The 23772-nt window shown below is 44.0% G+C and carries 18 protein-coding genes and 1 riboswitch; of the genes, 5 read left to right on the forward strand and 13 right to left on the reverse strand.

The window, feature by feature from the left end:
• Positions 1–10: 10 nt before the first annotated feature.
• The 3 genes from PODO_RS20460 to PODO_RS20470 form a co-directional block, all read right to left on the reverse strand.
• A complete protein-coding gene (locus PODO_RS20460; protein WP_244886528.1) occupies positions 11–1717 on the reverse strand; it encodes a sensor histidine kinase in 1707 nt (568 codons plus the stop codon).
• Positions 1718–1895: 178 nt separating this feature from the next.
• Positions 1896–5381 carry a glycosyl hydrolase 53 family protein gene (locus PODO_RS30660; protein WP_169744789.1) on the reverse strand — a complete coding sequence of 1162 codons (3486 nt, stop codon included), beginning with the start codon at positions 5379–5381 and terminating at the stop codon, positions 1896–1898.
• Positions 5382–5625: 244 nt separating this feature from the next.
• Complete coding sequence (locus PODO_RS20470) at positions 5626–6582, reverse strand: DMT family transporter (RefSeq protein WP_038572457.1); 957 nt, start codon at positions 6580–6582, stop codon at positions 5626–5628.
• A 126-nt stretch (positions 6583–6708) separates the two neighbouring features.
• Positions 6709–6857: riboswitch (FMN riboswitch) on the reverse strand.
• Between the two features lie 209 nt (positions 6858–7066).
• Here PODO_RS20470 and PODO_RS20475 point away from each other — a divergent pair.
• Both PODO_RS20475 and PODO_RS20480 read left to right on the forward strand, forming a co-directional pair.
• Entirely contained in the window at positions 7067–8239 is a 1173-nt protein-coding gene (locus PODO_RS20475) for a PstS family phosphate ABC transporter substrate-binding protein (protein ID WP_038572458.1), read from the forward strand.
• A gap of 207 nt (positions 8240–8446) precedes the next feature.
• Positions 8447–9949 (forward strand): N-acetylmuramoyl-L-alanine amidase family protein, encoded by a 1503-nt coding sequence (locus PODO_RS20480; RefSeq protein ID WP_038574680.1) that lies wholly within the window; start codon positions 8447–8449, stop codon positions 9947–9949.
• Between the two features lie 48 nt (positions 9950–9997).
• Here the strand turns inward: PODO_RS20480 and PODO_RS20485 are convergent, their stop codons facing one another.
• From PODO_RS20485 to PODO_RS20500, 4 genes are all read right to left on the reverse strand, one after another.
• Complete coding sequence (locus PODO_RS20485; RefSeq protein WP_038572459.1) at positions 9998–10402, reverse strand: VOC family protein; 405 nt, start codon at positions 10400–10402, stop codon at positions 9998–10000.
• Between the two features lie 23 nt (positions 10403–10425).
• Positions 10426–11898, reverse strand: a complete 1473-nt coding sequence (locus PODO_RS20490; RefSeq protein WP_038572460.1) for a carboxylesterase/lipase family protein — start codon at positions 11896–11898, stop codon at positions 10426–10428.
• 19 nt (positions 11899–11917) lie between these two features.
• Positions 11918–13072 carry an AI-2E family transporter gene (locus PODO_RS20495; protein ID WP_036676105.1) on the reverse strand — a complete coding sequence of 385 codons (1155 nt, stop codon included), beginning with the start codon at positions 13070–13072 and terminating at the stop codon, positions 11918–11920.
• 242 nt (positions 13073–13314) lie between these two features.
• Positions 13315–13674, reverse strand: a complete 360-nt coding sequence (locus PODO_RS20500; RefSeq protein WP_036676102.1) for a (2Fe-2S) ferredoxin domain-containing protein — start codon at positions 13672–13674, stop codon at positions 13315–13317.
• 149 nt (positions 13675–13823) lie between these two features.
• Between PODO_RS20500 and PODO_RS20505 the strand changes: the two genes are divergently transcribed.
• The 3 genes from PODO_RS20505 to PODO_RS20515 all read left to right on the forward strand — a co-directional run bounded on the left by PODO_RS20505 (position 13824) and on the right by PODO_RS20515 (position 16903).
• Positions 13824–15410: an AraC family transcriptional regulator gene (locus PODO_RS20505; RefSeq protein WP_052097201.1), complete on the forward strand. Its 1587-nt coding sequence runs from the start codon at positions 13824–13826 to the stop codon at positions 15408–15410.
• A 160-nt stretch (positions 15411–15570) separates the two neighbouring features.
• The gene (locus tag PODO_RS20510; RefSeq protein ID WP_052097516.1) at positions 15571–16530 is read left to right on the forward strand and encodes an ABC transporter substrate-binding protein; all 960 of its coding nucleotides are present in this window, start codon (positions 15571–15573) and stop codon (positions 16528–16530) included.
• A gap of 142 nt (positions 16531–16672) precedes the next feature.
• Complete coding sequence (locus PODO_RS20515) at positions 16673–16903, forward strand: YczF family membrane protein (protein ID WP_036676096.1); 231 nt, start codon at positions 16673–16675, stop codon at positions 16901–16903.
• Positions 16904–16909: 6 nt separating this feature from the next.
• Here PODO_RS20515 and PODO_RS20520 read toward each other — a convergent pair whose 3' ends face one another.
• From PODO_RS20520 to PODO_RS30130, 6 genes are all read right to left on the reverse strand, one after another.
• Positions 16910–18007 carry a GerAB/ArcD/ProY family transporter gene (locus tag PODO_RS20520; protein WP_038572462.1) on the reverse strand — a complete coding sequence of 366 codons (1098 nt, stop codon included), beginning with the start codon at positions 18005–18007 and terminating at the stop codon, positions 16910–16912.
• A 36-nt stretch (positions 18008–18043) separates the two neighbouring features.
• Positions 18044–19249, reverse strand: a complete 1206-nt coding sequence (locus tag PODO_RS20525; protein ID WP_038572463.1) for a Ger(x)C family spore germination protein — start codon at positions 19247–19249, stop codon at positions 18044–18046.
• Positions 19246–20760 (reverse strand): spore germination protein, encoded by a 1515-nt coding sequence (locus tag PODO_RS20530; RefSeq protein WP_143760463.1) that lies wholly within the window; start codon positions 20758–20760, stop codon positions 19246–19248. The genes PODO_RS20525 and PODO_RS20530 overlap by 4 nt, the downstream gene beginning before the upstream one ends.
• A gap of 156 nt (positions 20761–20916) precedes the next feature.
• Positions 20917–21942 (reverse strand): iron-hydroxamate ABC transporter substrate-binding protein, encoded by a 1026-nt coding sequence (locus PODO_RS20535; RefSeq protein ID WP_244886363.1) that lies wholly within the window; start codon positions 21940–21942, stop codon positions 20917–20919.
• Positions 21943–22074: 132 nt separating this feature from the next.
• Complete coding sequence (locus tag PODO_RS20540; RefSeq protein WP_076147000.1) at positions 22075–23085, reverse strand: AraC family transcriptional regulator; 1011 nt, start codon at positions 23083–23085, stop codon at positions 22075–22077.
• A complete protein-coding gene (locus PODO_RS30130) occupies positions 23043–23699 on the reverse strand; it encodes a hypothetical protein (RefSeq protein WP_052097205.1) in 657 nt (218 codons plus the stop codon). The genes PODO_RS20540 and PODO_RS30130 overlap by 43 nt, the downstream gene beginning before the upstream one ends.
• Positions 23700–23772: the final 73 nt, after the last annotated feature.

Consider the following 23772-nt stretch of genomic DNA (forward strand, 5'->3'; position numbering starts at 1 on the left):
CTCCTAGATGTCATTCCATTTCATTGTCTGTGTAGGGCAGCAACCACTGCAGTGTCACCTGTAACCCTCCGAGTGGAGAAGGCGAGATGCGCAAACCAGACGTCTCCCCAAAACGCAGCCGCATTCTCTGATGCACATTCCATAAACCGCAGCCCATTTCTTCATCCATCGCCCTGCTTAGTTTATTTTCCAGTTCTATAATTCCCTCTGGCGTCATTCCCTGACCATCGTCCTCAACCGTAAGCGTCATTTCTCTGCCTACACATGAACCCGTAATCCGCACCAGTCCCTCTTTGGCGATGGGCTCAATTCCATGTATAACCGCATTCTCCACCAGAGGCTGCAGTACGAGCGGCGGAAGCTCTCTTTTGCGCATTTGCGGTGGGATATTGATCTCATAACGAAGTCTGCTCATCCTCATCTTCTGGATCTCCAGATAATGATTCACAAATTCCACCTCTTCAGACAGCGCAACCAAATCACGTTCCTGACGAGTGGTGTATCTGTAATATCGGGACAAATTATGCGACATTCCAACGACCGCACCCATATTATCGAGCTTCGCCATACTTGTAATAAAGGAGAAGCAATTATAGAAAAAATGTGGATTAATCTGTGATTGAAGCTGCTTTAAGCGGGCTTCGCGAACGTGGATTTTCTCCATCAGCACATTCTCGATCAGCATCTGAATCTGTTCTACCATACTGTTAAACCGGCCGGACAGGAAGCTGAATTCATTCTTCCCTTTAATCTCCACTCGCGTAGAATAGTCCCCTTGCTTCAACCGTTGAAAGCCTCCAACCAATAACCTTATAGGTACCTGCACTTGAACATATAACAGATAAGCTACGAGACAGCTCATTAACAACAAAGCACTGATCGCAAAATAAAATAAACGATTAGAGGTCAGGATCGGATGTAAGATTTCAGTTAGCGGCATATAGTCGATCAAATACCAGCCCATTTTGTCCGAATAGACGATATTTACACTGTAGGATTCACCTTCTATTTTGACCGTGCGATTCTCACTAGGCTTCAGTTGGGTCTCTTCCAGCCTGTCTACCAATTCTTTGGCTAACACCTTGTCGGCACTGCGGTTAAAAATAAGTCCTGTTCCCTGCTTATAATAAAAAGGATCTCTTCTGCCATCACTCTTGAATTTATCCAGCATATCTTCTATGTTCCGGCTGTCGAACTCTACCTTCATAATCGTTTTGACTTTTTCCGGAGCGAATTCTGACATAAAAGGTGTAAAAGAGAACCACGAGAATACGAAGCGGTCACCCTCCTGCCCTTCAATCTTCTCCACATGCCAGCCCGACTTCACTTCCCGCTTCAGATCCTCATCTTCGTATAATTTCGCATCATTTTCAGATACCATACGGTGAATGGATGGGGAGTATAAATACAGCTTACTTTTCCAATTGGAGGAGCTTTCTTGAATGCTGATTTTGGTCTGAATCCGTTTGATCAGGTTTATCGTATCCAGATTCAAACGCCCTTTTTCCAGATAAGTATCCTTAAGGCTAAGGATATCAGGATCATGGATCAGCAGAATCGGCCACGAGGACAATAACTCCATATTACTTTCTACCTGATTCTGAAAAAAACTAAGCTGATTATTATTCGAAGTATTTAACTCCGTACGCAGCACATCCGTGGTCGTTTTATTGGAATAGAAGTAAAGGATGGTTATCGGGATCAGCATAATGACCATGATACTCACGATTTTGGTAAATAAATTATATCTATACACGTTCCTTCACTCTCCGGCTCAAATGTCATAGCCCCTATTGTACAAACAATCCCTACTTGCGAAAAGATAAATATCTAAAAAATGTGGTAAAGACAGGCCCTAACTGCCTTTTCGAGCACAGTTATTGCCTGTCTGCCTATTATTGCTGCAAAAGATTGAGTATGATGTAAGCTGCTTCAGCGCGTGTTGTATGGGCTTGCGGGCGGAAATTGCCATCTTCGAATCCATTGATAATCCCAGCCTGCGCAAGCGCTGTTATCCCTTCACTGGCATACATCGAGATCAGGTCTTTATCTTTAAAAGAAATAACGTTCACATCCGTCTGATCGTTCACTTTCTCCACCAACTTAAGCGCACGATACGAAATAGCTGCCATTTCTTCACGGGACAATTTATCATTCGGGCCAAAGGTGCCATCCGCATGTCCTTGTACAACACCCAATTTCCCAGCAGTAATCACAACAGAGCTATACCACGCATCAAGGTTCACATCTTTAAAACTGCCTGTTCCTCTTTCTGCTTTTAGCTCCAGCGCGGACAGCAGCATGCTGACAAATTCAGCGCGTGTAACCTCCCCTTGCGGATTAAAGATCCCGTTTCCTATTCCTTGCACGATCCCTTTAGCCGTCAAGGATTCAATCGCTAACGTGGCCCAATCTGCTGCTTTTAAATCTGTGTACCCCACCTCTGCGTACCCCGCAGCATAAATGCTGAAATGACTTGGATTAAACACAATCTGTTCCGCTGTTGGGTTGTACCGCACAGCTTTGATAACTTCGAGTTTTCCATCAGCAAGTATCGAATAAACAGCAATCCGCTGGCTCTGCTCCCCGAGCTTCAGCTTGTAGTGGAAGGCTACCGATATTGCTCCTTTTTTGAAAACATCGATAGAAGTCCCGTCTACTGACACATGGATGTTATAGGCCGGGTAGTCTTTTGCTCCAGTTGCCAATGGTGAAGGCAAGGTTGGCGTAGCTACCTGAACCAGTGAGAGCGTTAGTTCCTTAGCTCCCGTCTTTATAATTCCTGCACTAGCTTCCGTAGAAACCGTAACAGATGCCGCACCATATACAATTACTATTTGAGGATGTTTGCCCTGCTCTAGTATAGAACTCAACGGAAGATGAACGACTGCTCCCTTAAGCTCTCCCGTCGATGGCAGAACAGAAATAATCAGTTTTTCATCCGCCGGAAGCGTCGACAGCGCCTTATTGATATCCTCTATACTTAGCGTGATATCAGCTATGCCGGAAATTCCTGCTTGTGCCTTCACCTGAAGTTGTCCTGCCGCTGTATGTTCGACCACTGCTTTATTTGCTGAATTTACAACGCTTGAATCTCTGACCGTGATGACAGGATCAGGATTAACTCCTGTTCCGGGTTCCCCACCAGTGCCGGGATTCCCTCCCGTTCCGGGTTTCTCGCCAGTGCCAGGATTCCCTCCCGTTCCGGGTTCCTCACCAGTGCCGGGATTCCCTCCCGTTCCGGGTTCCCCGCCAGTGCCGGGATTCCCTCCCGTTCCGGGTTCCTCACCAGTGCCGGGATTCCCTTCCGTTCCGGGTTCCTCTTCGCCCCCCTCACCGGCCACCGGGGTTTTGAAGACATTTAATGAAGAGAGTGCATTCCCTGCAAAATCGAACATTGCCTGATTCTCCCAAGCATTTCCTTCGCCTACCTTCCAGCCTACACCTTGCACTGGAATCCAAGCTGGTTCCCAATAGAACAAGCCTGTTCCTTTACCATCGGGTACTTTGGACAATACATTCATTACTGTTTTGACCTCAGCCATTTGACCTGCAACCGTAGCTGGGAAGCCACTGCCGTCTAGCTGATCTTGGCGGGCGATGTTATTCTCAAAGTTGTCGCCGTCCTCCAGCGTGTAAGGATATGCGGTTTCCGTCACAATCACTTCTTTACCATATCGTTTAGAGATATCGTCCAAGTTAAACTGCAGGCTATCCATAGTTCCGCTCCAATACGGATAAAAGGACGCGCCGATCACGTCATAATCAAGATTCCGCTTCGTTAATTCGTCAAAGAACCAACGAAACATATCATTTTTGCCACCTTCAGCAAGATGGATCATAATTTTGATATCCTGATCTGCACCCTGGCTGTCTCTAACTCCCTTCATTCCGCTCTCCAGAAGCGGAACAACCTTCTCAAAAGCATTCTCTTGATCATAGGATTTGCCGTCAGGCCATAACAAGCCCCCATTAATCTCATTTCCGATTTGGACCATATCGGGTGAAGCTCCCTTTTCCTTTAGCTCATCCATAACATCTTTGGTATAGTCATATACCGCTTGCTTCAATTCATCATAGGAGTAATCCGCCCATGCTCCCGGCTTGTTTTGCTTTCCGGGATCAGCCCAGAAATCAGAGTAGTGGAAATCAAGCAACAGCTTAAAGCCTTTAGCTTTGACACGCTGCGCCATTTCCACAACATGCTCACGGTCATTATAGCCGCCAGCTTCCTGAGGATCATTCCATAAACGCAGCCGAATGTAATTTACACCCCGGCTTTTAAGAATATCCAGCAAATCCTTTTCTACTCCATTGTCGTAATACTTTCCACCGGCATCCTCAATCGCTTCCAGTGTAGAAATGTCTGCACCTTTTATGAACCCGGATTGCAGCACAAGCGGAGTAACCTGAATATCAGCTGTGGGTTGTAGGTCTGACCCTGCAACTTCCCCCATTACGCTGTAAGTTCCTTCAACCGCATACTCCGCTTCAGTAAGGTCATCCCAGGTTACAGGCAGCTGGTTGCTTGAACCATCTTCGTATATAGCAGTTACCGCTGATGGCAATAAAGCAGGCACATCCGTAATTGTGCTGACATTTATGCTCTCAAATCCGACAATAGGAGTGCTGCTGTCACCTACTACTGTTACCTTCGCGACTGGCTTCTGCACAGTACCAGAAATAGAACCGCTTACTGTAAATGTTCCGGGACGGGAATACTCTGCTGGTGGGATCACATCCCAAGCAACCTGAGCATCCTCCGTGTCAGAATTGCTATATACCACAGTTACAACACTTGGAAGCTCAGGGGCTTGCCCAATTTCCGTGTCCAACCGTACTGGCAGTACAGTTTGTATTTCACCCTGTGCCGGCTCATGCGGCGCGCTGTCTGCGGGAACACCCCAGACCTTCAGATCATTAATGGCTGCCCATTTTCCGCCGTTGATGCCGGTCAGGTTGACCCTTACATAAGAAACATTCCGCAGCTTGAAAGCATTGTACTGAGTTTGCTCTACACTGCTGCTCTGACTTTTGTCCACAACTGTTGTCCATACCTTATGATCACGTGATACTTCAATCGTATATTGATTAATGTAACTCCATGCATTCCAGATGACGGTTGCACCTGACAAGTCATATGCTCCTAGCAAATCAACTTCCAGCCAATGAGGAAAGCTCCCGTCATTCGCCGTCCAATGTGTGTTCCATTCATCGGAATCTACTGCGTTACCCGCTTCATACCCTGCAAGCTCACTATCGGATATAGCAGGCTTTCCTAGGGCAATATTCTCATCTCCTGCCGCTTGAGCAGACTGCCCAAACGTAAAAGGGGAAATAAGAAAGGTCAGAATCATAAATAATACAAATGATTTCTTCAATGTCTGCTTCCTCCTAAATAATTTAATCATGGATTATGTACTCAGCGGCACAGTCATTTTGTGCACTTCCTAATTGTAAACGCTTTATTAATTCTGCTATATGTTACGTTAGAAACATTTCAGCAGTTTTTGCAGTCGATTTGATCTAAGCAAGGAGTAAAATCACATACAAAAAAAGATGATCCGAAAGCCATACGGCTTCGAATCATCTTTATATAGGTAGAACCATTCCACTTCAATCTGCTCAGAGCGTTTGTGGTTTGGACTGTTGATTAGATAAAAAGAATAAAGCGACCCAGATCAAGGCAAATCCGAGAATCTGCGGGATAGTGACCAGCTGTTGGAACACAATCCAGTTGATGATTACTCCCGTCATAGGAAAGCTGAGTTCAGCCAATGTGGCGAAGGAAGCTTTGGTCGTGCTAAGTCCTTTGTAATACAACAACATACTAAGAAGTCCTGGCAGCAAAGCTTGCAGCAATAGATTAACCGCAATAGCTGCCGATGCACCAAACCCGCCATGAATCTGCCACGGGGCACCTTCTAGCGTAGTGATAACGAAAAGTAAAGGAAGCGCAAGGATAAAGCGCAGCGAAGTCACTGTCTCATATTTCATAGAACCGAGCAGATAACGTCCCATGACTGTCGATCCCCCCCACAGTGCAGCTGCTCCCAAGGCCATCAGACTGCTAACCCCAATAAAGTTATTCACATGTCCGAAAGGGATACTCCAGCCAAAGGTCAGCAGATAGGTTCCTACCAGTGCCAACACAATGAGTGGTCCGAAATTTTTAGGCAAACGTTCTTTAAGAATTAAAGCAGCGAGACCAATCGCGAATATCGGCTGAAGCTTTTGCAGTAACAGCACCGCATTCAAATCCCCACTGGAAAGTGCCATCGTAAATAGGATCGTCGCCCCGGCAGAACCTCCCCATGAAACAATCAATAAAGCACCAATCTGGCGAAATCCAATTCCTTTAAGCTCCGCCCGGTGACGCCAAAGAACAGGTGAAGCAGCCAAGAAAAGCACCACATGCTCCAGAAGAACAATTTGCGATGAGGTCAAAGATTTTAACAGGATGATACGAAAGAGCGGATCAACGCCCCATAATGCTGCACCAATCACAACGAGCCAAAATCCACTGCGTAGCGCTGGTGTACTGCCAACCTTAGTTGATGATGATGCTGTAACATTACTCATAATTTCATTCTCCTTGTCGATACAAACCCTCGATAAGAGACCAAAAACCCCCGAATTACCAAAAAGGTAAACTCGGGGGCATTATCAATAAAGACGTACAAGGATAGACTCCTAGCGTCTTTATCTTATGATCCTCTCCCATCCGGACTTTACCGTCGGCTCTGGATTTACACCAGATCAGTCACTTCTCTGCAAGCAGAACAAGTGAGTCGCGGGCTCAGTTCACTTTGAACATTACCGCCGGTCGGGAATTTCACCCTACCCCGAGAATCTTGTATTCCGTTGTTTTTTTCACAATCTCAGAATAAACCTCTTCTTGCCATTCGTCCAGTACTTTATGAAAATGTACACATTACTTTCATGTTTCGCAGCATTTTATTACATGTTTGTTCGTAATTGTTCTACTGCTTCATCCAAAAAACTTCTGTATAATGAAAATATGTTGATTTTTCCATAGTTTAGTAATCATGTCGAGGAGGTTGTTATGAAAGAAGCATTCTGGACGAAGTTATTGTTCTCCATCTTTGCCGTTGGAGGAATAGCTTTTTTAGGATTCATAGGTGCTATAATTACTGCGCTTTACGGAGGACTGCTGTTTTATACCCCACTTGTGGCAATCTTAGCGATCGTATTAACCATCTATGTTGTACTTATCATATTTAATGTGTTGTCACGAAAAACAAGCAATATTGTATTGTTATCTATCCTCGGACTTAGTCTGCTCGCGACCGCAGGATATGAGATCAAGCAAGCGTACGTCAACAGAATTGCCATGGTCGATGATCGGGAGGTTAATCTGCTACAATATGAACCCTTTGCTGAGAAGACCAAAGCAGTGAATCTGGATGAACCTTCTTCCTATCATATCGCTAGCAATCTTCCAAGATTGGACGGCGCAACCGCACTTTATCCACTGTATTCAGCTTTCGTTCAAACTACTTATCCTGAGGGTTATTATAATCCGTATGATTTTCAAACAAGTCAAGTAATTTGCAGCAGCACACCTGAAGCTTACAAGAGATTGATTGAAGGAGAAACCGATATTATATTTGTAGCGGCTCCGTCAATCGCACAACAAAAAGAAGCTAAGCGCAAAGGGGTCGAACTGAAGCTTACGCCGATCGGCCGCGAGGCCTTCGTATTTTTTGTAAACAAACGAAACGACGTAACCGGACTTTCCACCGCTCAACTTAAAGATATTTACGCAGGCAAGATCACAAATTGGAAAGATGTAGGCGGAGCTAATAACCGAATCCGTGCTTTTCAACGGCCTGAAGATAGTGGAAGCCAGACGATGTTGCAAAAGTTTATGAAGGACACTCCACTCATGAAGCCGCCTCAAGAAGACGTAGCGGATATTATGAGCGGTATCATTCAACAAACCTCCAGCTATCGAAACTATAAAAATGCACTGGGCTACAGCTTCTTATTTTACGCCTCAGAAATGAATCGGAACGGGGAAATAGCCCTGCTGGCCATCGATGGTATCCAACCAGACAAGAAAAGTATTCGTAGTGGACAGTACCCATTGGCAACAGAATTTTATGCAGTGACCGCGGGAAGCGACAACCCTAATATTCAACCCTTTCTGGATTGGATTCAATCTTCTCAAGGTCAGAAATTGGTAGAGAAAACAGGTTATACATCGTTAAAATAACATATCTCTAGCGAATGAGAGCTATCCCAAATGTTTGGGAAGGCTCTTTTTCTATTTTTATACCGAAAATTTTCCTTTTTATCGCTTGTAGAGCGCAACTTTTGGAAACTATTGTCGTTTATACTTTATACGAGCCTTAAACGGCATCAAAGGAAGAAAAAGTAAGAATTGCTAGAGACCAATAAACGGGGATGGTAGGGATTGCAGATGAAAAAGTTTGGTTTTTTGGCGTTACTGCTGCTTTTGTTGGTGCTGGTTCATCCAGGAACTGGTTATGCCGGCTCTACGGAAACACACATCAACCTAGACGGCAACGATCTTAAGATTTCCAAAGAAGCACAGGTACAAATTGTAAATGGCAGTGTAATGGTTCCTCTTCGCGTTGTTGCGGAACAGCTTGGTTATACCGTGAAATGGGATAATGTGGCCAAGACAGCGATCATTGAGCAAAAGGGAACTACTTTAAAACTGATCGTGGATAATACGATGGCAGAAGCTTCAGGGAAACAAGTCAAACTGGACAACCCTCCGTTTCTCAGTGGCAGCACAACCCTTGTTCCTTTAAGATTTGTTGGGGAACAGACAGGAACTACTGTCGGTTGGGACAATGTAACCAAAACCGTATATTTAACCTCTCCAGTGCCTGAGGTTGGGGGAAGCGATCCGGAAGTTACGGTTCCAGAACCCACTCCAACAGCACCTTCGGAGAACGGATCAACCGGGAATACAGCAACTGAAGGGAATAGCTCAGTGGCTGCAGTCACCAATCTTAGCTTCATCAATAACCAGTTGGTTATTGCAGTGAACGGCAGTATAAAACCTACCGTGTTCACTATGACAGACAAAGACCGAATTGTCGTGGATTTACCGAATACTGGCTTTGGAACCGACTTCCATCAGAATCTTTCCGTAGGAAAGAACCAAAGCGGACAGTTAACGGTTACCGACTATCCTAATGTCTCTGCCGTTCGCTATTCATTGTTCAGCAGTTCCCCATCGACCATTCGGATCGTCATTGATCTAAACAGCGCTAATAGCTACAGTCTGATCAATGCTAATGATGGACTTATTATTGTGGATCTTAATGGGACTAGCGTTACGCTTCCTGAAACCACCTTACCAGAAGTACCGGTTACAACTCCTCCACCTTCTACCGGCAACACAGACAAGAAGATAATCGTCATTGATGCAGGACATGGAGGGAAAGATCCAGGGAGTTCAAGTGTTAACAAGCTTAAAGAGAAAGATTTCACCTTGCCGACAGCACTGAAAATTGCAGAATTACTAAAGAAAGAACCAAATATCGAGGTTATACTCACGCGCAGTGGCGATACATACCCAACTCTACAGGACAGATCTAACCTCGCCAACAATGTAAAAGCCGATCTATTTATCTCTGTTCATGCCAATAGTATTCCGGCGGGCAGTAAAAGTAATCCTAGTGGCACAGAGACCTATTACACACGTAACGATAGCTTATTATTCGCTCAAACCGTTCACAAATACCTCGCAGTTGCTACAGGACTGCAGGACCGAGGGGTTCGTCAAGCTAACTATCATGTAACAAGAGAAACCAAAATGCCTGCAATATTATTAGAATGTGGTTACTTAAGCAATACCAAGGATGAAGCATTACTCTTTACCCCGGACATCCAGAATAAAATAGCCGAAGCAGTAGTTTTAGGAATCAAAGAATATTTAGGTCGTTAAAAAAATGGGTGTCCCATTAGCCATGCAGGCTGATAGGACACCCATCTTTTATTCGGTAGTTGTGTTCCAAACACTCATTCGTTCCCGCAGATTCGAGGTATGTAGCTCTAGCTGTATACCATCCGGATCTAGAAAATTGACCGTCCAGCCTATTCCCCGTTTGATTGGCCCTCTAATTATGGGCACATTCTGGGTTTGCAATACTTGGACGGCTTCCTCAAAATGTTCCTCTGCAATACTAAAAGCGATATGGTCTACCCCAACTACTTTATCTGCAATCGCCATATAATCAGGCTTTTCAAGAAGACATATCCAGGCACTTCCCCATTCCAGATAAGCATCAGTTTTACCTCTATGAACTAGCTGAAGGCCCAGAACTCCTGTGTAGAAATTCAGGGAATTCGCTAAATTACTGACATTTACGGTCACATGGTTAAAGCCTTCTACCTGCATCTTTATTCAGCCTCTCAATCTTCTTAAGCCAGCATAGTGACAATTCTTTTGCGTTTCTCTGACTCAGGATCATAAGCTACATGCGTATCTTCATCAAAGATCAAGGTAGCCCGTTCCTCCAGATTGTATTTCGGCCATAACCTCTCTGCTGTAGCCGGATTTCCTTGATGAGCGAAAGCAATCCAAGCATCATGCATAACTTCAGCCAACTTCTGCATCGTTGGATTAATTTCTGCCCTAAGATGGGTTAGATGAGATAGATTATTAAAGGCATAGACGATTTCTGCACTATGCACAGCTTTATTTAACAATGGATGACCTGGGATCGTGCCGTCAAAACGGTACATCCAGACAGGTGCATATTTCAGTTGGTTCTCTGCCAGGGACACCGAGGTTCCCCAGAAGTAAAGATCCGTTAGAATTTCGGCTTGTCCCTCCCATGAGGATGAATAATGGTTCGCAATCTCCTTCAGACTCCCAGTACCCATCATCTGCTCCAGCGCCTTGAGTGAATCGTCAAAGTCTGCCTCAGGCGATTCTTCTCTGAAGAACAAGTTGCCCTCATCACGATTGGTTCCGATCAATAGCGGAATACCCTGTGCCGATCCTTCTGCCACAGCCTGTGCAGGTTCTACAGGAAGTGTATCCCCATCAATGACAGGCTGAAATAACATACCTATTGAGCCACCTGTTAATTTTTTAGTCATTCTTGCGGCTGCATCGATAATTTGTTCAGAAGAAAATGTTTGCAGAAGACTGGCATCTCCATCTGGAGCAATCCCTAATTCAGCTAGTAGTGCAGCTGCAATGTACTTCCCCTGCTCGGAAGGCAGCGTCTGAGCAGCCCCGCTTTGCATAATCGCACCAGCGAACAACCCCTTCGCTGCTGGCATGGCCAAAAGGGCTGCGATACTCATACTCCCTGCTGACTCCCCGAATACAGTTACCCGCTGCGGGTCCCCACCAAAAGCAGCAATATTCAGCTTTACCCATTCCAGTGCGGCGATTTGATCCAATAAACCTTGATTAGAAGCAAGCCCATGGCCAAATGGAGACAAATTCATGAATCCAAATGGACCCAGCCGATAGTTAATGGTCACTAAGATTACTTTGCCGCGTTCAGCGAAGCTTGTGCCGTCAAACTGCGGCTGACTTCCAGCCCCGGTCACAAACGTCCCCCCGTGAATCCAGAACATAACCGGCAGGGGCTCATCATGAACTGCTGGCGCCCAAATATTTAAATACAGACAATCCTCGGAATGAAGCGGCGTCTTGCCACCGAACCGAGTACCTCTCGTATCCGCTGGCTGATGACTAACTGGACCAAATTCAGAAGCATCTCTAACCCCATCCCAGGCTTCTGGTGGCTGTGGTGCACGAAACCGAAGTTCTCCAACAGGTGGAGCTGCAAAAGGGACCCCACGCCAAATGTTCACATCGCCCTCCTGTATTCCTTGAAGCTTACCATAAGAGGTTACTGCTATTGGTGCTCCCATTACATTTCACCCTTCCACATTATTCCTTATTCTCTTCAATCTGTTTATATAAGCCGGATCGAAACCGGAACCATTCAAAAAGATGTGTAAATACCACCTTAAGTACCGCATAACCCGGAACTGCAAGGATAATCCCCAGAATTCCAAACATTTTACCTGCGAATATAATTACAAAAATAATGGTTATTGGATGAATCTTCAACGTCTTGCCCATGATCTGTGGTGAGATAAATTTCCCTTCAATCAGCTGAACAGCTGTCCACACGATAATCATCTTCAACAGCATAAATGGAGAAGTAACCATCGCAACAATTAAGGCAGGTGTAATCGCGATTGCCGGGCCCAGATAAGGAACAACTGCTGTACAAGCAGCAGCAATAGCCAGAACGAGAGAGTATTCCAAACCAATGATTAAATAGCCAATATAGAGCAGCAGACCAATACAGCAGCTGACAATAATTTGCCCGCGTATGTAAGAGGATACCTGACTGTTCATCTCCGACATGACCATACGAGTCTGCGGCTGCAGAGAAGTAGGTACAAACTTCAGAATATAATCCGGCAATTTTTTTCCATCGCGAAGCAAGTAGAACAAAATAAATGGCGTCGTTACAACCGCCAAGACAATCTCTGTAAGGGCTCCTACAAAGCTGCCAACACCCGTCAAGGCATTATTCAGAAAAGAACTGCCCCACGCCGTAATCTTAGATGTTATCTCACTAAGGTTCGTTCCGATACTATCTTGAACTTGCCCAAAGAACTCCGTTCCGGTCAGATCCATAAACCGTTCTTGAATTAATTCACTATACCTTGGAAAATTGTCGATCAAACCTGATAGCTGAGTCCGTATAATTGGAATGACCATAAACAAAACCAGCGTGATGAGACCAGCAATCAACAAATATAGGATGATTATTGCATATACACGTTTTATTCGGGATCTTTTCTCCATCCGATCTACCAACGGATTCAGCAAATAATAAGCTATACCTGCCAGTAATAATGGTGCGGCCACGGTGTGCAGCAATACTGATATCGGCTTAAAAATAAACGGTATTTTGGAGAATACCAGAATATTAATTCCAACCAGCAGCATAATGAGCAGCACTACTACAAATTTATTATTCAGAAAAAATTTTTTGAACTTCTCTGGCCACACCTGCAGCCTCTCCATCGTACCCTCTCCCCTATAAACCATCATATATACTGTGTTATTTCATTCACTTTTTAATAGCATAGTCAACGTTAGCCCTGCAAGTCAAATTTGATGTCCTTAATTAAGCACACAGTCCTATTACGAGTCTGGTTATAATCAAATCAATCATAATCCTCCCCTGTTTATAAATAAATAACCCTGCACGAGATATTCATCTGTACAGGGTTAGAAGCGCAGCTAAAAGGTACTTACAAGCCTTGCTATTTTTTCTTTTTCCCTTTAGCGCCCTTTTCATTTGAAGCAATCAATTGTCCATCATAGGTGTATAACAAGTGATCTTCAAGCTTCTCCCCCTGCAAATGTTTCCGCACTAATGATTTCGCCAGCTTAGGTGTAATCTCTTTGTACCACACACCTTCGGGATAAGCGATCACCACACAAGCATCTGAACATCTTCCATTACAACGGGTCACAGTCGTATGTATAAGACTTTGTGCGCCCTGCTTCTCAATCTCGTCTTCTATCGCTTCAGCTACCTCTTCACCTTTGTGTTTCTTGCAGCTGCTACCGTTACATATTAATAAGTGACTTACAGTTCCTTGTAAATTCCAGGTCGTCATGGATGACTTCAACCCCTTCTTATCAGCTAACCCTATTCCGTTCGTGGATTATTTTAAACACTATCATAAGCATCATTATAGTCAATAGTAAGAAAGACTGTTATACTATAAATGAGAATGATTATCAATGAAAAGAAGGGGATTACTACATGCAGATCCAATCTGACGGGATGCCTTATCCATCCCATCCTTTTTATATGCCCCTTCGGGTCATCAGCTTATCGGGAATAACCAACTACACAGCCTCAAACATTTCTTCTACTAATTCCAGCCTTATGATGATCTGGGATGGGAAAGGTTTTCTTGAAATAGACGGTAAGATACTCAAGGTCATGGCCGGAAGCTTAATAGCCCTTAGTAGTTCTTCTTTATTGAAGATGGAACCTGAATTACAGTTAAAGGGGATATGGATTGAGTATTCCTGTATACCCCAGAGTAAAAATGAGGACATTTTTATAAATGACAACTCCCCTGTCCACCATGCCTCCACTCGTTTGATAGCCTTGGCAGGTGAGCTTTACAGTGCCTGGATAGACGCTGATAAACAAAAGCCGTTTAGGGTCCAGCAGCTATTCACCCAGTTCATCGTGGAGCTTCATGGTGAACTGACATCCCATAAAGAAAGATCAAGCAGTTGGATGGAACGGGTGACTGAGTATATAGAAGCTCATTACAATGAAGATATCACGCGGGATCAAATGGCTGCTTTAGCTGAAGTGAGCCCCGAGCACTTTTCGCGAACCTTTCGCAAATCAATAGGTCTATCCTTCAGTGCTTATATTACACTACTAAGAATCCGTAAAGCCCAGCAACGAATCCTCACCAGTTCTCCTAATCTAACTACATTGGCACATGAGGTTGGTTACGAAGAGGGAACTTATTTGAGCCGAAAATTCAAGCAGCTTGTTGGCGTTTCACCTACAGCCTACCAGAATAAGAATAAACGGGTCGTTGCTCTGAACTATAATCACACCGCTAGCCTGCGAGTACTGGAAATCATGCCTCAACTCGGGGTTTATTCCGAATGGCAACATAGCTTGGAACAAGTTCCCGCTTCCAAACAGCTTCAAATGAGCGAAGGTAAATTTTCATTACTCTATGACTCAGTAGCTGCGGTAAAACCAGATGTCATTATCGGCTACAGTCTACCCGACAATAAGATTCTGACTCCTGTTGCTCCGGTTATCGAGCTGCCCTTTATGCAAATGAGTTGGCGAGAGCAATTTGCTCTGATTGCCGAGGTTGTGAATCGACGACAGCGTGCTGAACAGTGGCTAAGTCATTATGACAGACTTTGTCTTACCGCCAACGGGTTATTAAACCATGCTATAGGAATGGAGAGAGGTACGGCTATCGTGTGGGAGGTTAGCTCCCGATCCGCCTACTGTTTCAGTAGCAGCTTCGGCAGAAGTTGCCAAATTCTATACGGTGATCTTGGCTTCAAGCCCCCCTCCGTAATTATTGAAAAAGGGATCACAGATTCCGGGTACTTAGAGGCATCTATTGAGGATATCGTATCGTTTCCTGCTGACCATATTATTATCACTAGCATCCCTTCATCATCTGAGGGAAGACAACGTTTTACTCGCCTACTACATTCTAAAGCTTGGAAGCAATTAGATGCAGTCCGAAACGGACGGGTATATATTCTGAACCAGGCTGATATGTTCTACGGATTTGACCCACTGTCCTCACAGGCACAGCTTCAAGAATTGCTACGGGTAATGACATCATAAATTTGCATAAGCTGAGATCATATCCGTCCATAGTAAATACCCGGTGAAGCTTGTAAAGTTCTTATTGAGAATGATAATCAATATACATAGGGGGAACAACAAATTGCATAATCCAGGAAAAAATAGCTCCAAACAAACCCATTGGCTTCTTTTTCCCTTCATGCTGGCATTAATTCTAGTCATATCAGCTTGCGGGAATTCCAATAATTCTGTAGGGAATACAGGCAGTAACACCAGCAACACATCATCGGCAACTGCAGTACCTACCGAAACTAGTCAACCAACAGAAACTACGGAAACAGCTGCTCTTAAAAAGGTCACTACTATAAATGGTGATATTGAAATCCCTGTTCAACCTAAAAGGATTGTCGCTGAGGAATATCTGGGCAGTCTGATTGCGCTAGATACCATTCCTGTTGGTGCTCCCGGATTAACACTGGAGAATATGTATTTTAAGGAGGCACTTACTGGAGTTGCAGACACTGGAACTTACGGCAAAATGTCACCTGAAAAAATCATCGCACTTAATCCTGATTTGATTATTTCTGGACAAGCTGAAAGCTATGAAGCACTAAGCAAAATTGCTCCAACCATCGTTGTGCCATATGGTGATCTGAAAGATGCTCATGCCGAATTAACCTATTTCGGAGAACTCCTTGGTAAGGAAGAGGCAGCCAAAAGCTGGCTTGCAGATTACGACAAACGGATAGCTGAAGCTAAAGCCAAAGTAGACAAAGTAATCCCTGCAGATGCAACATTTTCCATCATGGAAGACGGCGGAAAATCCATTTGGGCCTATGGCGATAACTTTGGCCGAGGCGGACAGCCTGTCTATCAGGCGCTGGGTCGTAAGCCCCCTACAGCTGTGGCCGCAGAAATTATGGAGAAGCAATGGGCGGAAATCTCTACAGAGGCACTCGCTAAATACGCAGGAGATTATATTATCTTAACTTCCAATAACCGTACAGAAGCTGATTACAAAGCTGATCCAATCTGGAGTAGCCTACCCGCTGTAAAAAATGGCCATCTATATGTATGGAAAGAAGAACGGTCCTGGTACTATGATCCAATTGCCGTGTTATCCCAGACCGAAGAACTGGCTGCTTGGCTTACACAATAAAATGCGCTTAAATTAGAATCCCCTACTGCTTCCAACAACGTTGGAGCAGTAGGGGATTTGTTATTTCTTTTGACTACAAAAACACTCAAGAGGTAATAATACATTTAGCCTAAGGTTAATCTAGCAAATGGAGTTGATCAATATGAAATTACTATTACTATATTTCATGCTTGCTTTTATGGGGTTGCTGATGGCAGTAATCATCGACCTTTTATCAGGAGAAAACCTCACCGCTTCAATGCGGACGATCTATGACTCCTTTGCAGCTACAAGCATACAGGAATCAATAACTATGCTCGTTTTTATCTCCTTACCTTTTGTTATTACAATTACATCCTCTATCCGAAATAGAAGCAATAAATCCATCAAATAAAATAAACTAACCTATGCTCCCTAATTTTCTGCGGATGTAATGAACGATGCACAAGAGAATAGGTACAGCGGCACAGAAATACGGCAAAATATATTTCAGAAATATCCTTCCTTCGTCCATATGTATCGGATAATTCGCTGAACTAATAAAAGCCCCGAACAAAACAACAATACCAACGGGAACGGCGAGCTTTCTGCTGTCTTGCACCTTGAATAGATCCGCGGTGACTACCATTGCAGCGTAGCAATATACTGACATTTTAAAAAAGACTCCAATGATTAAGGTTAAGAGCACAAGCGCGTCCAAACGTTGAATGAAATTGGCCAGGTTTACTAACGTTATCGTAGTGAACATCGGAAAATTGGCTCTACTGTAGATTTCTGTTCCTAGAACGGATATTTCGATGGCATGGGTAAAACTGAGTAATAATCCGCATAAAGTAATTGCGATGATTCCGGTTCTTTTTGCTACCTTGGTTTTTTTGATATGAGGTAAAATCGTAGTGAAACATACCATCTCCCCGAACGGAAATAGCCATATATTCAGATAGGCTGATTTCAATGCATTCTTCCAATCCGAGGCCTGTAACGGAAACAAGTTATCTAGTTTTACAAGTCCGGCGGCAATAACCAAAAAGCAACTGGTCAAGCCCAACAATATTATAATCAGCATATAAATCTCAGCCGCCCGCGCAAACACCTCAATCCCCTTATTTAAGATGTAAATTACCGCAACAACCATCATTGCATAAATGATGAACACGGGTGTTCTGTCGTAAGAAGCAGCTATTAACAACTCACCTGATTCATGCAGATTTCGGGAGCCATTGAAGAGAAGGATTGGAATATATGTTAAGCTTAACGGCCAGCCTATAACATTGCCCAGTATCTTTCTTGTATAACCGCTAATAATCATGCCCGGATATTGCCGGTATAAATAAACATAAATCAAATACAAAAGAAGTCCACCGGGCAAAGCTAACAGAATAGCAATCCAGACAGCATGGCCACTTTCAAGTCCAATCGGTACCACAAGGGCCGTTCCCAATTCAAACAAAAAAATCAAAGCAAATAATTGACTCGCGCTGATGGTTTCTTTTTTCATAAAGTGGCCTTCTCCCACCTTTCTCACTGAACACTTTCATTTTTCCTTTAACAATTTCGGCTCTAATCTCATTCCAACACTGCGAATATAGGCCTCTACAGAAACATCCACTTCCGCTTCCGCGAACACTGACTCCCAATCGTCCTTAACAGTCTCCCATGCTTTTGGATTTGTGCGCTTCAGTTCATTCCCGAAATTGAAAATATCGCATTTCATAGTTTGAGCAGCCTGTAAGGCTTGGGTTATTTCCTGTTTAGTTTTAAGAGCCACTTGTTGTTCCAACTGAACGATTACCTCTCTATCACTTAGCTCAATATAACTCTGTGCCTCACTAAGCGTCCCCTCTTCCACAACATTTACATGAATGACGGGTACTTTATTGCGGAGTTCAATCTTAATTTTTGTTTTTGAATAATTAATGTTAACGGCTATCGAATCTTTAACCTCATTTGAATCTACATTAATACTGGTTTCATTAATCTCGTTCTGTACCCATAGTGCCCCCCGAGCAAGAGGGCCATCCAGCCACCCCTGAAAAACCCCTTTTTTCAATACGCTAAGCCCGCTCATTGTGACAAGTGCTTTTACTTTAGTTTGCTCCATCCCGGATTTTTTAGTTCCTTCTTCAGCGTCTCCAAGAATTCTGGCTCCGGATATCACCACTGACCCTTCTCCACTGAGACCATTAATTAGCTCAAAAACATTGATATCCCGGCTTTCTCCATATATTCTAGCGGTATTTTTACTCTTTTTAATAATCCCAATTGCAGGCAGGCTTTCTACGGGAAGCAATAGTTTCAGAATAGAGGATGCTTCCGTATCTCTGGCTACAATAACATTCGTGTTGAGCCGCAGCTCATGGGACCTTTCAAAGATGTCAAAAATCCCATCAATACCGCTCTTCACTGTAGATTCGCCTAAAACTAATAGCTGCGTGTGTGCAAAAAACATCTGTCTTGCCGCCTTTTTTGAAGTCTTGCGAAAAGCGCCAAAGATCGTACGGTCCGTAGAAGAATAAATAGTGACCGTGGGTTGTCCGGTGCTAGCTCCTGCACTTGTGGCTGTTGAGGATGGATTCACAATCTGAAAAGTAACATGATATTCCTCTTTATTCGGCACCTTATCCACACCTATACCAGTCACAATGCCTAAATTGTTTAATTCCCGACTGTTCCAGCAGCTTGTCAGCAACATTAAGCAGCATATACAAATAAATGAACGCATCATCCATCCGACCTTCATTTGCCACTCCCCGGCTTCCCATCATTCACCTTAAGTCGAGTATTATTTTTTTGGCTAACAAGACGCGGCCGAGTTTTCATATATTTCAAGGGCACACGCAAGATCGAGTCCTTCTGATTCTCAGCGATAAAAGGACCAAATGGAGACATATACGGAAAACCCAACGATTTCAAGCTACACATATGAGCAACCAAAATAAAAGTAAAGATCGTTATTCCATAAAGCCCCATAAAGGCTGCGATAAACATAATGATGAAACGCAAGATACGTATGGAAAGAGCCATATTAAAAGCGGGAGTAGCAAAGCTGGATATTCCTGTAAGTGAAACTACAATAACCATTGCAGGAGAGACAATACCGGCTTGTACGGCTGCCTGTCCTAACACTAAGCCCCCAATGATCGACACAGTTTGGCCTATAGGGGATGGCATACGAATTCCTGCTTCACGTATAATCTCAAAGGTAAATTCCATCAGCATAGCCTCAATAAAAGCCGGAAATGGAACCCCCTCCCTTTGTGAAGCAAAATTAATAAGTAAGGCCGTTGGGATCATTTCTTGATGAAAGGTTAGAATTGCAATAAATAACGCTGGGCCAAATAACGAAATAACAAGGCAAATAAATCTCAATAATCGGATCAAAGTCGTGATATCATAACGCTGGTAATAATCTTCTACGGCATGTAAAAACATAAAAAAGGTTGTAGGTGCAATCAGCACAAACGGGGTCCCGTCCACAAAAATAGCAACTCGACCTTCTAAAAGATTTCCTGCAACACTGTCAGGACGTTCCGTATTATATAATGTTGGGAATGGAGAAAAGGGAGTATCTTCTAAAAATTGCTCAATGTATCCAGATTCCAGAATCCCGTCTATATCAATGCTTTGCAGCTTAGTTCTGAGCTCCTTTAAGGTATTATCATTGACGATTCCATGAATATACATAATAGATACATTCGTTTGCGTGACGTCACCTATCTTCATCGACTCCACCCAGAGATTAGGGCTTTTTATTTTCCTGCGCACCAGAGAGATATTCGTCCCAATAGATTCTGTGAAGCCTTCCTTGGAGCCACGAATGGCTACTTGAGTTGTAGCGTCCGATACCGCTCTAACCTCACCGCCGCTTGTATTCCCTCTGATAGCTGCCCTTATCCCGTTGACCCAAAGAATGGTATCACCAGAGAATAAAGCCTCAAAAAGCACATCCCAATCTTCAAGTGTCTGTTCTTCTCCGATCCCTCTCGCCACTTCTTTCATATACAAAAAGATATCTTCAGCGGATGTTACCACCGGGTTTTCTTCACTTAGCTTATCGAACGACATCGCATGCTCCACAAACTCGTTGACCATTAATTTTTCTATTAATCCCTCAATATATACAGCAGCTACCTCAACCTGTGTGGTAGTGGATTTAATTCTACGAATAACAATATCAGGGCTATGGCCAAGCCTTTCTTGAAGCTCTTTAAGATTATCGTCCAAAATAGTAGAGTTAAAGGGGTCCATCATTAACACCTCCTGCTCATACTATTTGTTCTACACCGCTTTTTTATGCAACAAATGGAATCTATAACCTCCCTTAACTTGGAATATAAATACGCAAAAGGGATGTCCTTGAGCTACTATAGCTCAGCGAACATCCCCTTTTACTCTTTTGAAATTAACTTATTGAAGAGACTTCAGCAACGTAACTATCTCATCCAGCTGCTTGTCCAGCGCATAAGCATCGGATAGATAATAAGTTTTTAGATCGTAGGTGAATACATGACCCGACTTGACAGCAGGTAGGTTCTGCCAGAAGACACTGTCCAGAATGTCCAGCTTATCCTGCTCCACACCACAGCTGAAGCCTTGGAAGATATAATCAGCTTCACCTAAGTACTCGGGCAACGCTTCAAGTGAGAGGGAAGCCCAGCCTTCTTTAAAGGCTGCCTCTTGGACAAGATCAGGTGCATGCAGCCCCAATCCGTTATATATAATCTCTCCACCGCGCCCATATGACGAACCGTATAAATACAGCTCTTTACCGGCAATTTCAAAGATCGCCACCTTTTTGTCAGCTGCGATCAGATCAGCCAATTCCGCTTTTTTCGCTTCCAGCTTCTGATTGAAATCCGCCACCCACTTTACAGCCTGCTGCTCCTTGTTCAAGATTTTCCCGATCTCGATCAATCGTTCCTTATAGTCGTATTTGCCCCAAGGAATAAAGACAGTCGGAGCAATCTTAGAGATTTGCTCATAGGTATCTTCCTGATAAGTGATAATCAAGTCCGGTTCGAGGCTCGTTATTTTCTCCAGGGACACCGTCATGTCATCGCCTACTACTTCTACACCTGTCAGCGCCTCTTTGAAATATGGATGGTTCAAGATGTCATTCCCGGCAACGGCAATGGGCGTCACGCCAAGCGTCAGAAGATCACCAATAAAGTCTTGTACCGGAATCACAACTCTTTGTGGATTGCGTGGGATCTGCACCGGGCCTTTGTCGCTTTCGTACGTCCAATACTCTGCATCAGCAGCCGGCTCCGTGCTGGCAACTACAGAATCATTAGTGCTTTTAGCCACTTCAGCCGACGTGCTAGCTGGAGCATTCCCCTGATTAGCAGCTTGTCCGCATGCGCTCAACAGCAGCACCAGCGTAAGCATAACAGCTATCATGCTTGTTTTTCCTAACGATATAATTCTGTACAATGTAAATCCCCCTTGAGACTTTATATTATTATGATATTGATAATCAATATCATTAAGATCTTTGTTTAATATACCGTCTCCGCGGGAAAACATATATACACGCTAATACATCAATTAAGCTATGGACGATTGTCAGCTTAATTTATGGCCGGTTAACAAATCTGTCTGTATTTCCAGCTGGCGTTCGAGCGCAAGCCCTTCGCTGCCCCAAAATTCCTCAAGCTTCAGGTAATATATGCATTCATTCCTGAATGCTGGAAGATTGCGCCAAACCGCGCTTTTACTAATGCGTTTACGTGTTCTCGACATCCAGTCCTCTTGTCCTGATACAACCACAAACATATGGTCAGCCGCGTATATTGGCAATTCCGACAGTGAGATGCATAAATGATCATTCCGCTCCAGAACATCTGACCTTACCTTGTCCGGTGGAGTTACCCCCAGCATTGGATACAGATTGTACACCCCTCGGGCTGTATAATTCCAGATATAAATACTGTTATCTTGCCTAATCTCATACACCGCTACCGTTTCACCAGATTCAATTAATGAGGACAAGCGCTGCTTGGCCAAATCTATTTTCAAATGATAGTGCCTTATCCATGCCTCTGCCCGCTCCTCTTCTCCCAGCAGTCTGCCGAATAAACGAATCTGTTCCAGGCGGTCCATTTTATCACACTCCACAGTAACTAGTGGACCCAACTTTTCCATGCATTTAAGCTGACGAGGGCTCAGATAGGTCGGTGCAATAACTAGATCGGCATCTAGCCCAGACCAGTCCGCTTCCGCCGGACATCCCTGCAACTCAAATGATCGCACACCCGCCAGTTCCGGCAGCAAAAGCAAGGAGTAGTTCATCACATCTTCTTCAACCGCGACAGGCTTCACTCCCAGCGCAAGTAAATCCCCTAAAAATTGTAACGCTACTATCCGCTTCGGTTTGGGACGTAAACGGAATTCTGTTGGGGTCATCCCGGTGACTTGCTTGAATTTGCGGCTCAGATATAGTCCATCTGTATAGCCTACTTTTTGCGAAATTTCCTGTATTGTTGCTTTGCTGGACATCAAGTGTTTTTTCGCTTTATTTACTCTTAAATGAGTTACATATTCGGTGAAGCTCCAACCCGTCTGCTTGCGAACCATACTGAGAAATAACGAGGATTGAAGCCCATCATTCGAGACATCATCTCCCGCGTAATCTCCCTTTGGAAATTCTGGTGGATATAAGAGAGCATTCTGAAATATGAACTATCCGTAATGTCTGCTTCAGCGTCAGCCTCTACGACCAGTTGATGTAGCTGATACAGCAAGGATTGAATTCTATCTGCCTGTGCTTCTAAATTATTGGCAGCAACATCTTCCAATTCGCTGAATAAGCGGGTTATTTTATTCGTCGTACGTATAGGTAAAATCCCATTGACCGGAAAAATTTCACGGCAAAGTCCATAGACCAATTCTTGCTCCGTGCTATTGCTTAGCCCATATACCTCATAGGAAATTGCTAGAACAGAGATAACAGTCTCTAATGGAGCATTAATTTGATAAGTCGCACCTGCGCTTAGAAAAAGAATTTCACCATTTTTCAGAGCTACTGTCTCTCCTTCTATGGTTATTTGAACGATAGCTTCTATTGGTGTCAGGAAGAGTGGGGACTGGGCAATCTGGGGTTTATTGATGTGACCGCCGCCGCATTGGCGTTTCCCTGCCTCTTTTAACAGATAAATTCTATGAACCGGGTTATTATTTGATAGCTTCATTCCTGCTCCCTTCCAGACTGCTAGACTTAATAACCCATAAAATAGAAAGCAAGCGTATAAGGGTTCTCTCCGC

Origin of the sequence: Paenibacillus odorifer (assembly GCF_000758725.1) — a bacterium.
In the GTDB taxonomy this organism is placed as follows: domain Bacteria; phylum Bacillota; class Bacilli; order Paenibacillales; family Paenibacillaceae; genus Paenibacillus_AQ; species Paenibacillus_AQ odorifer.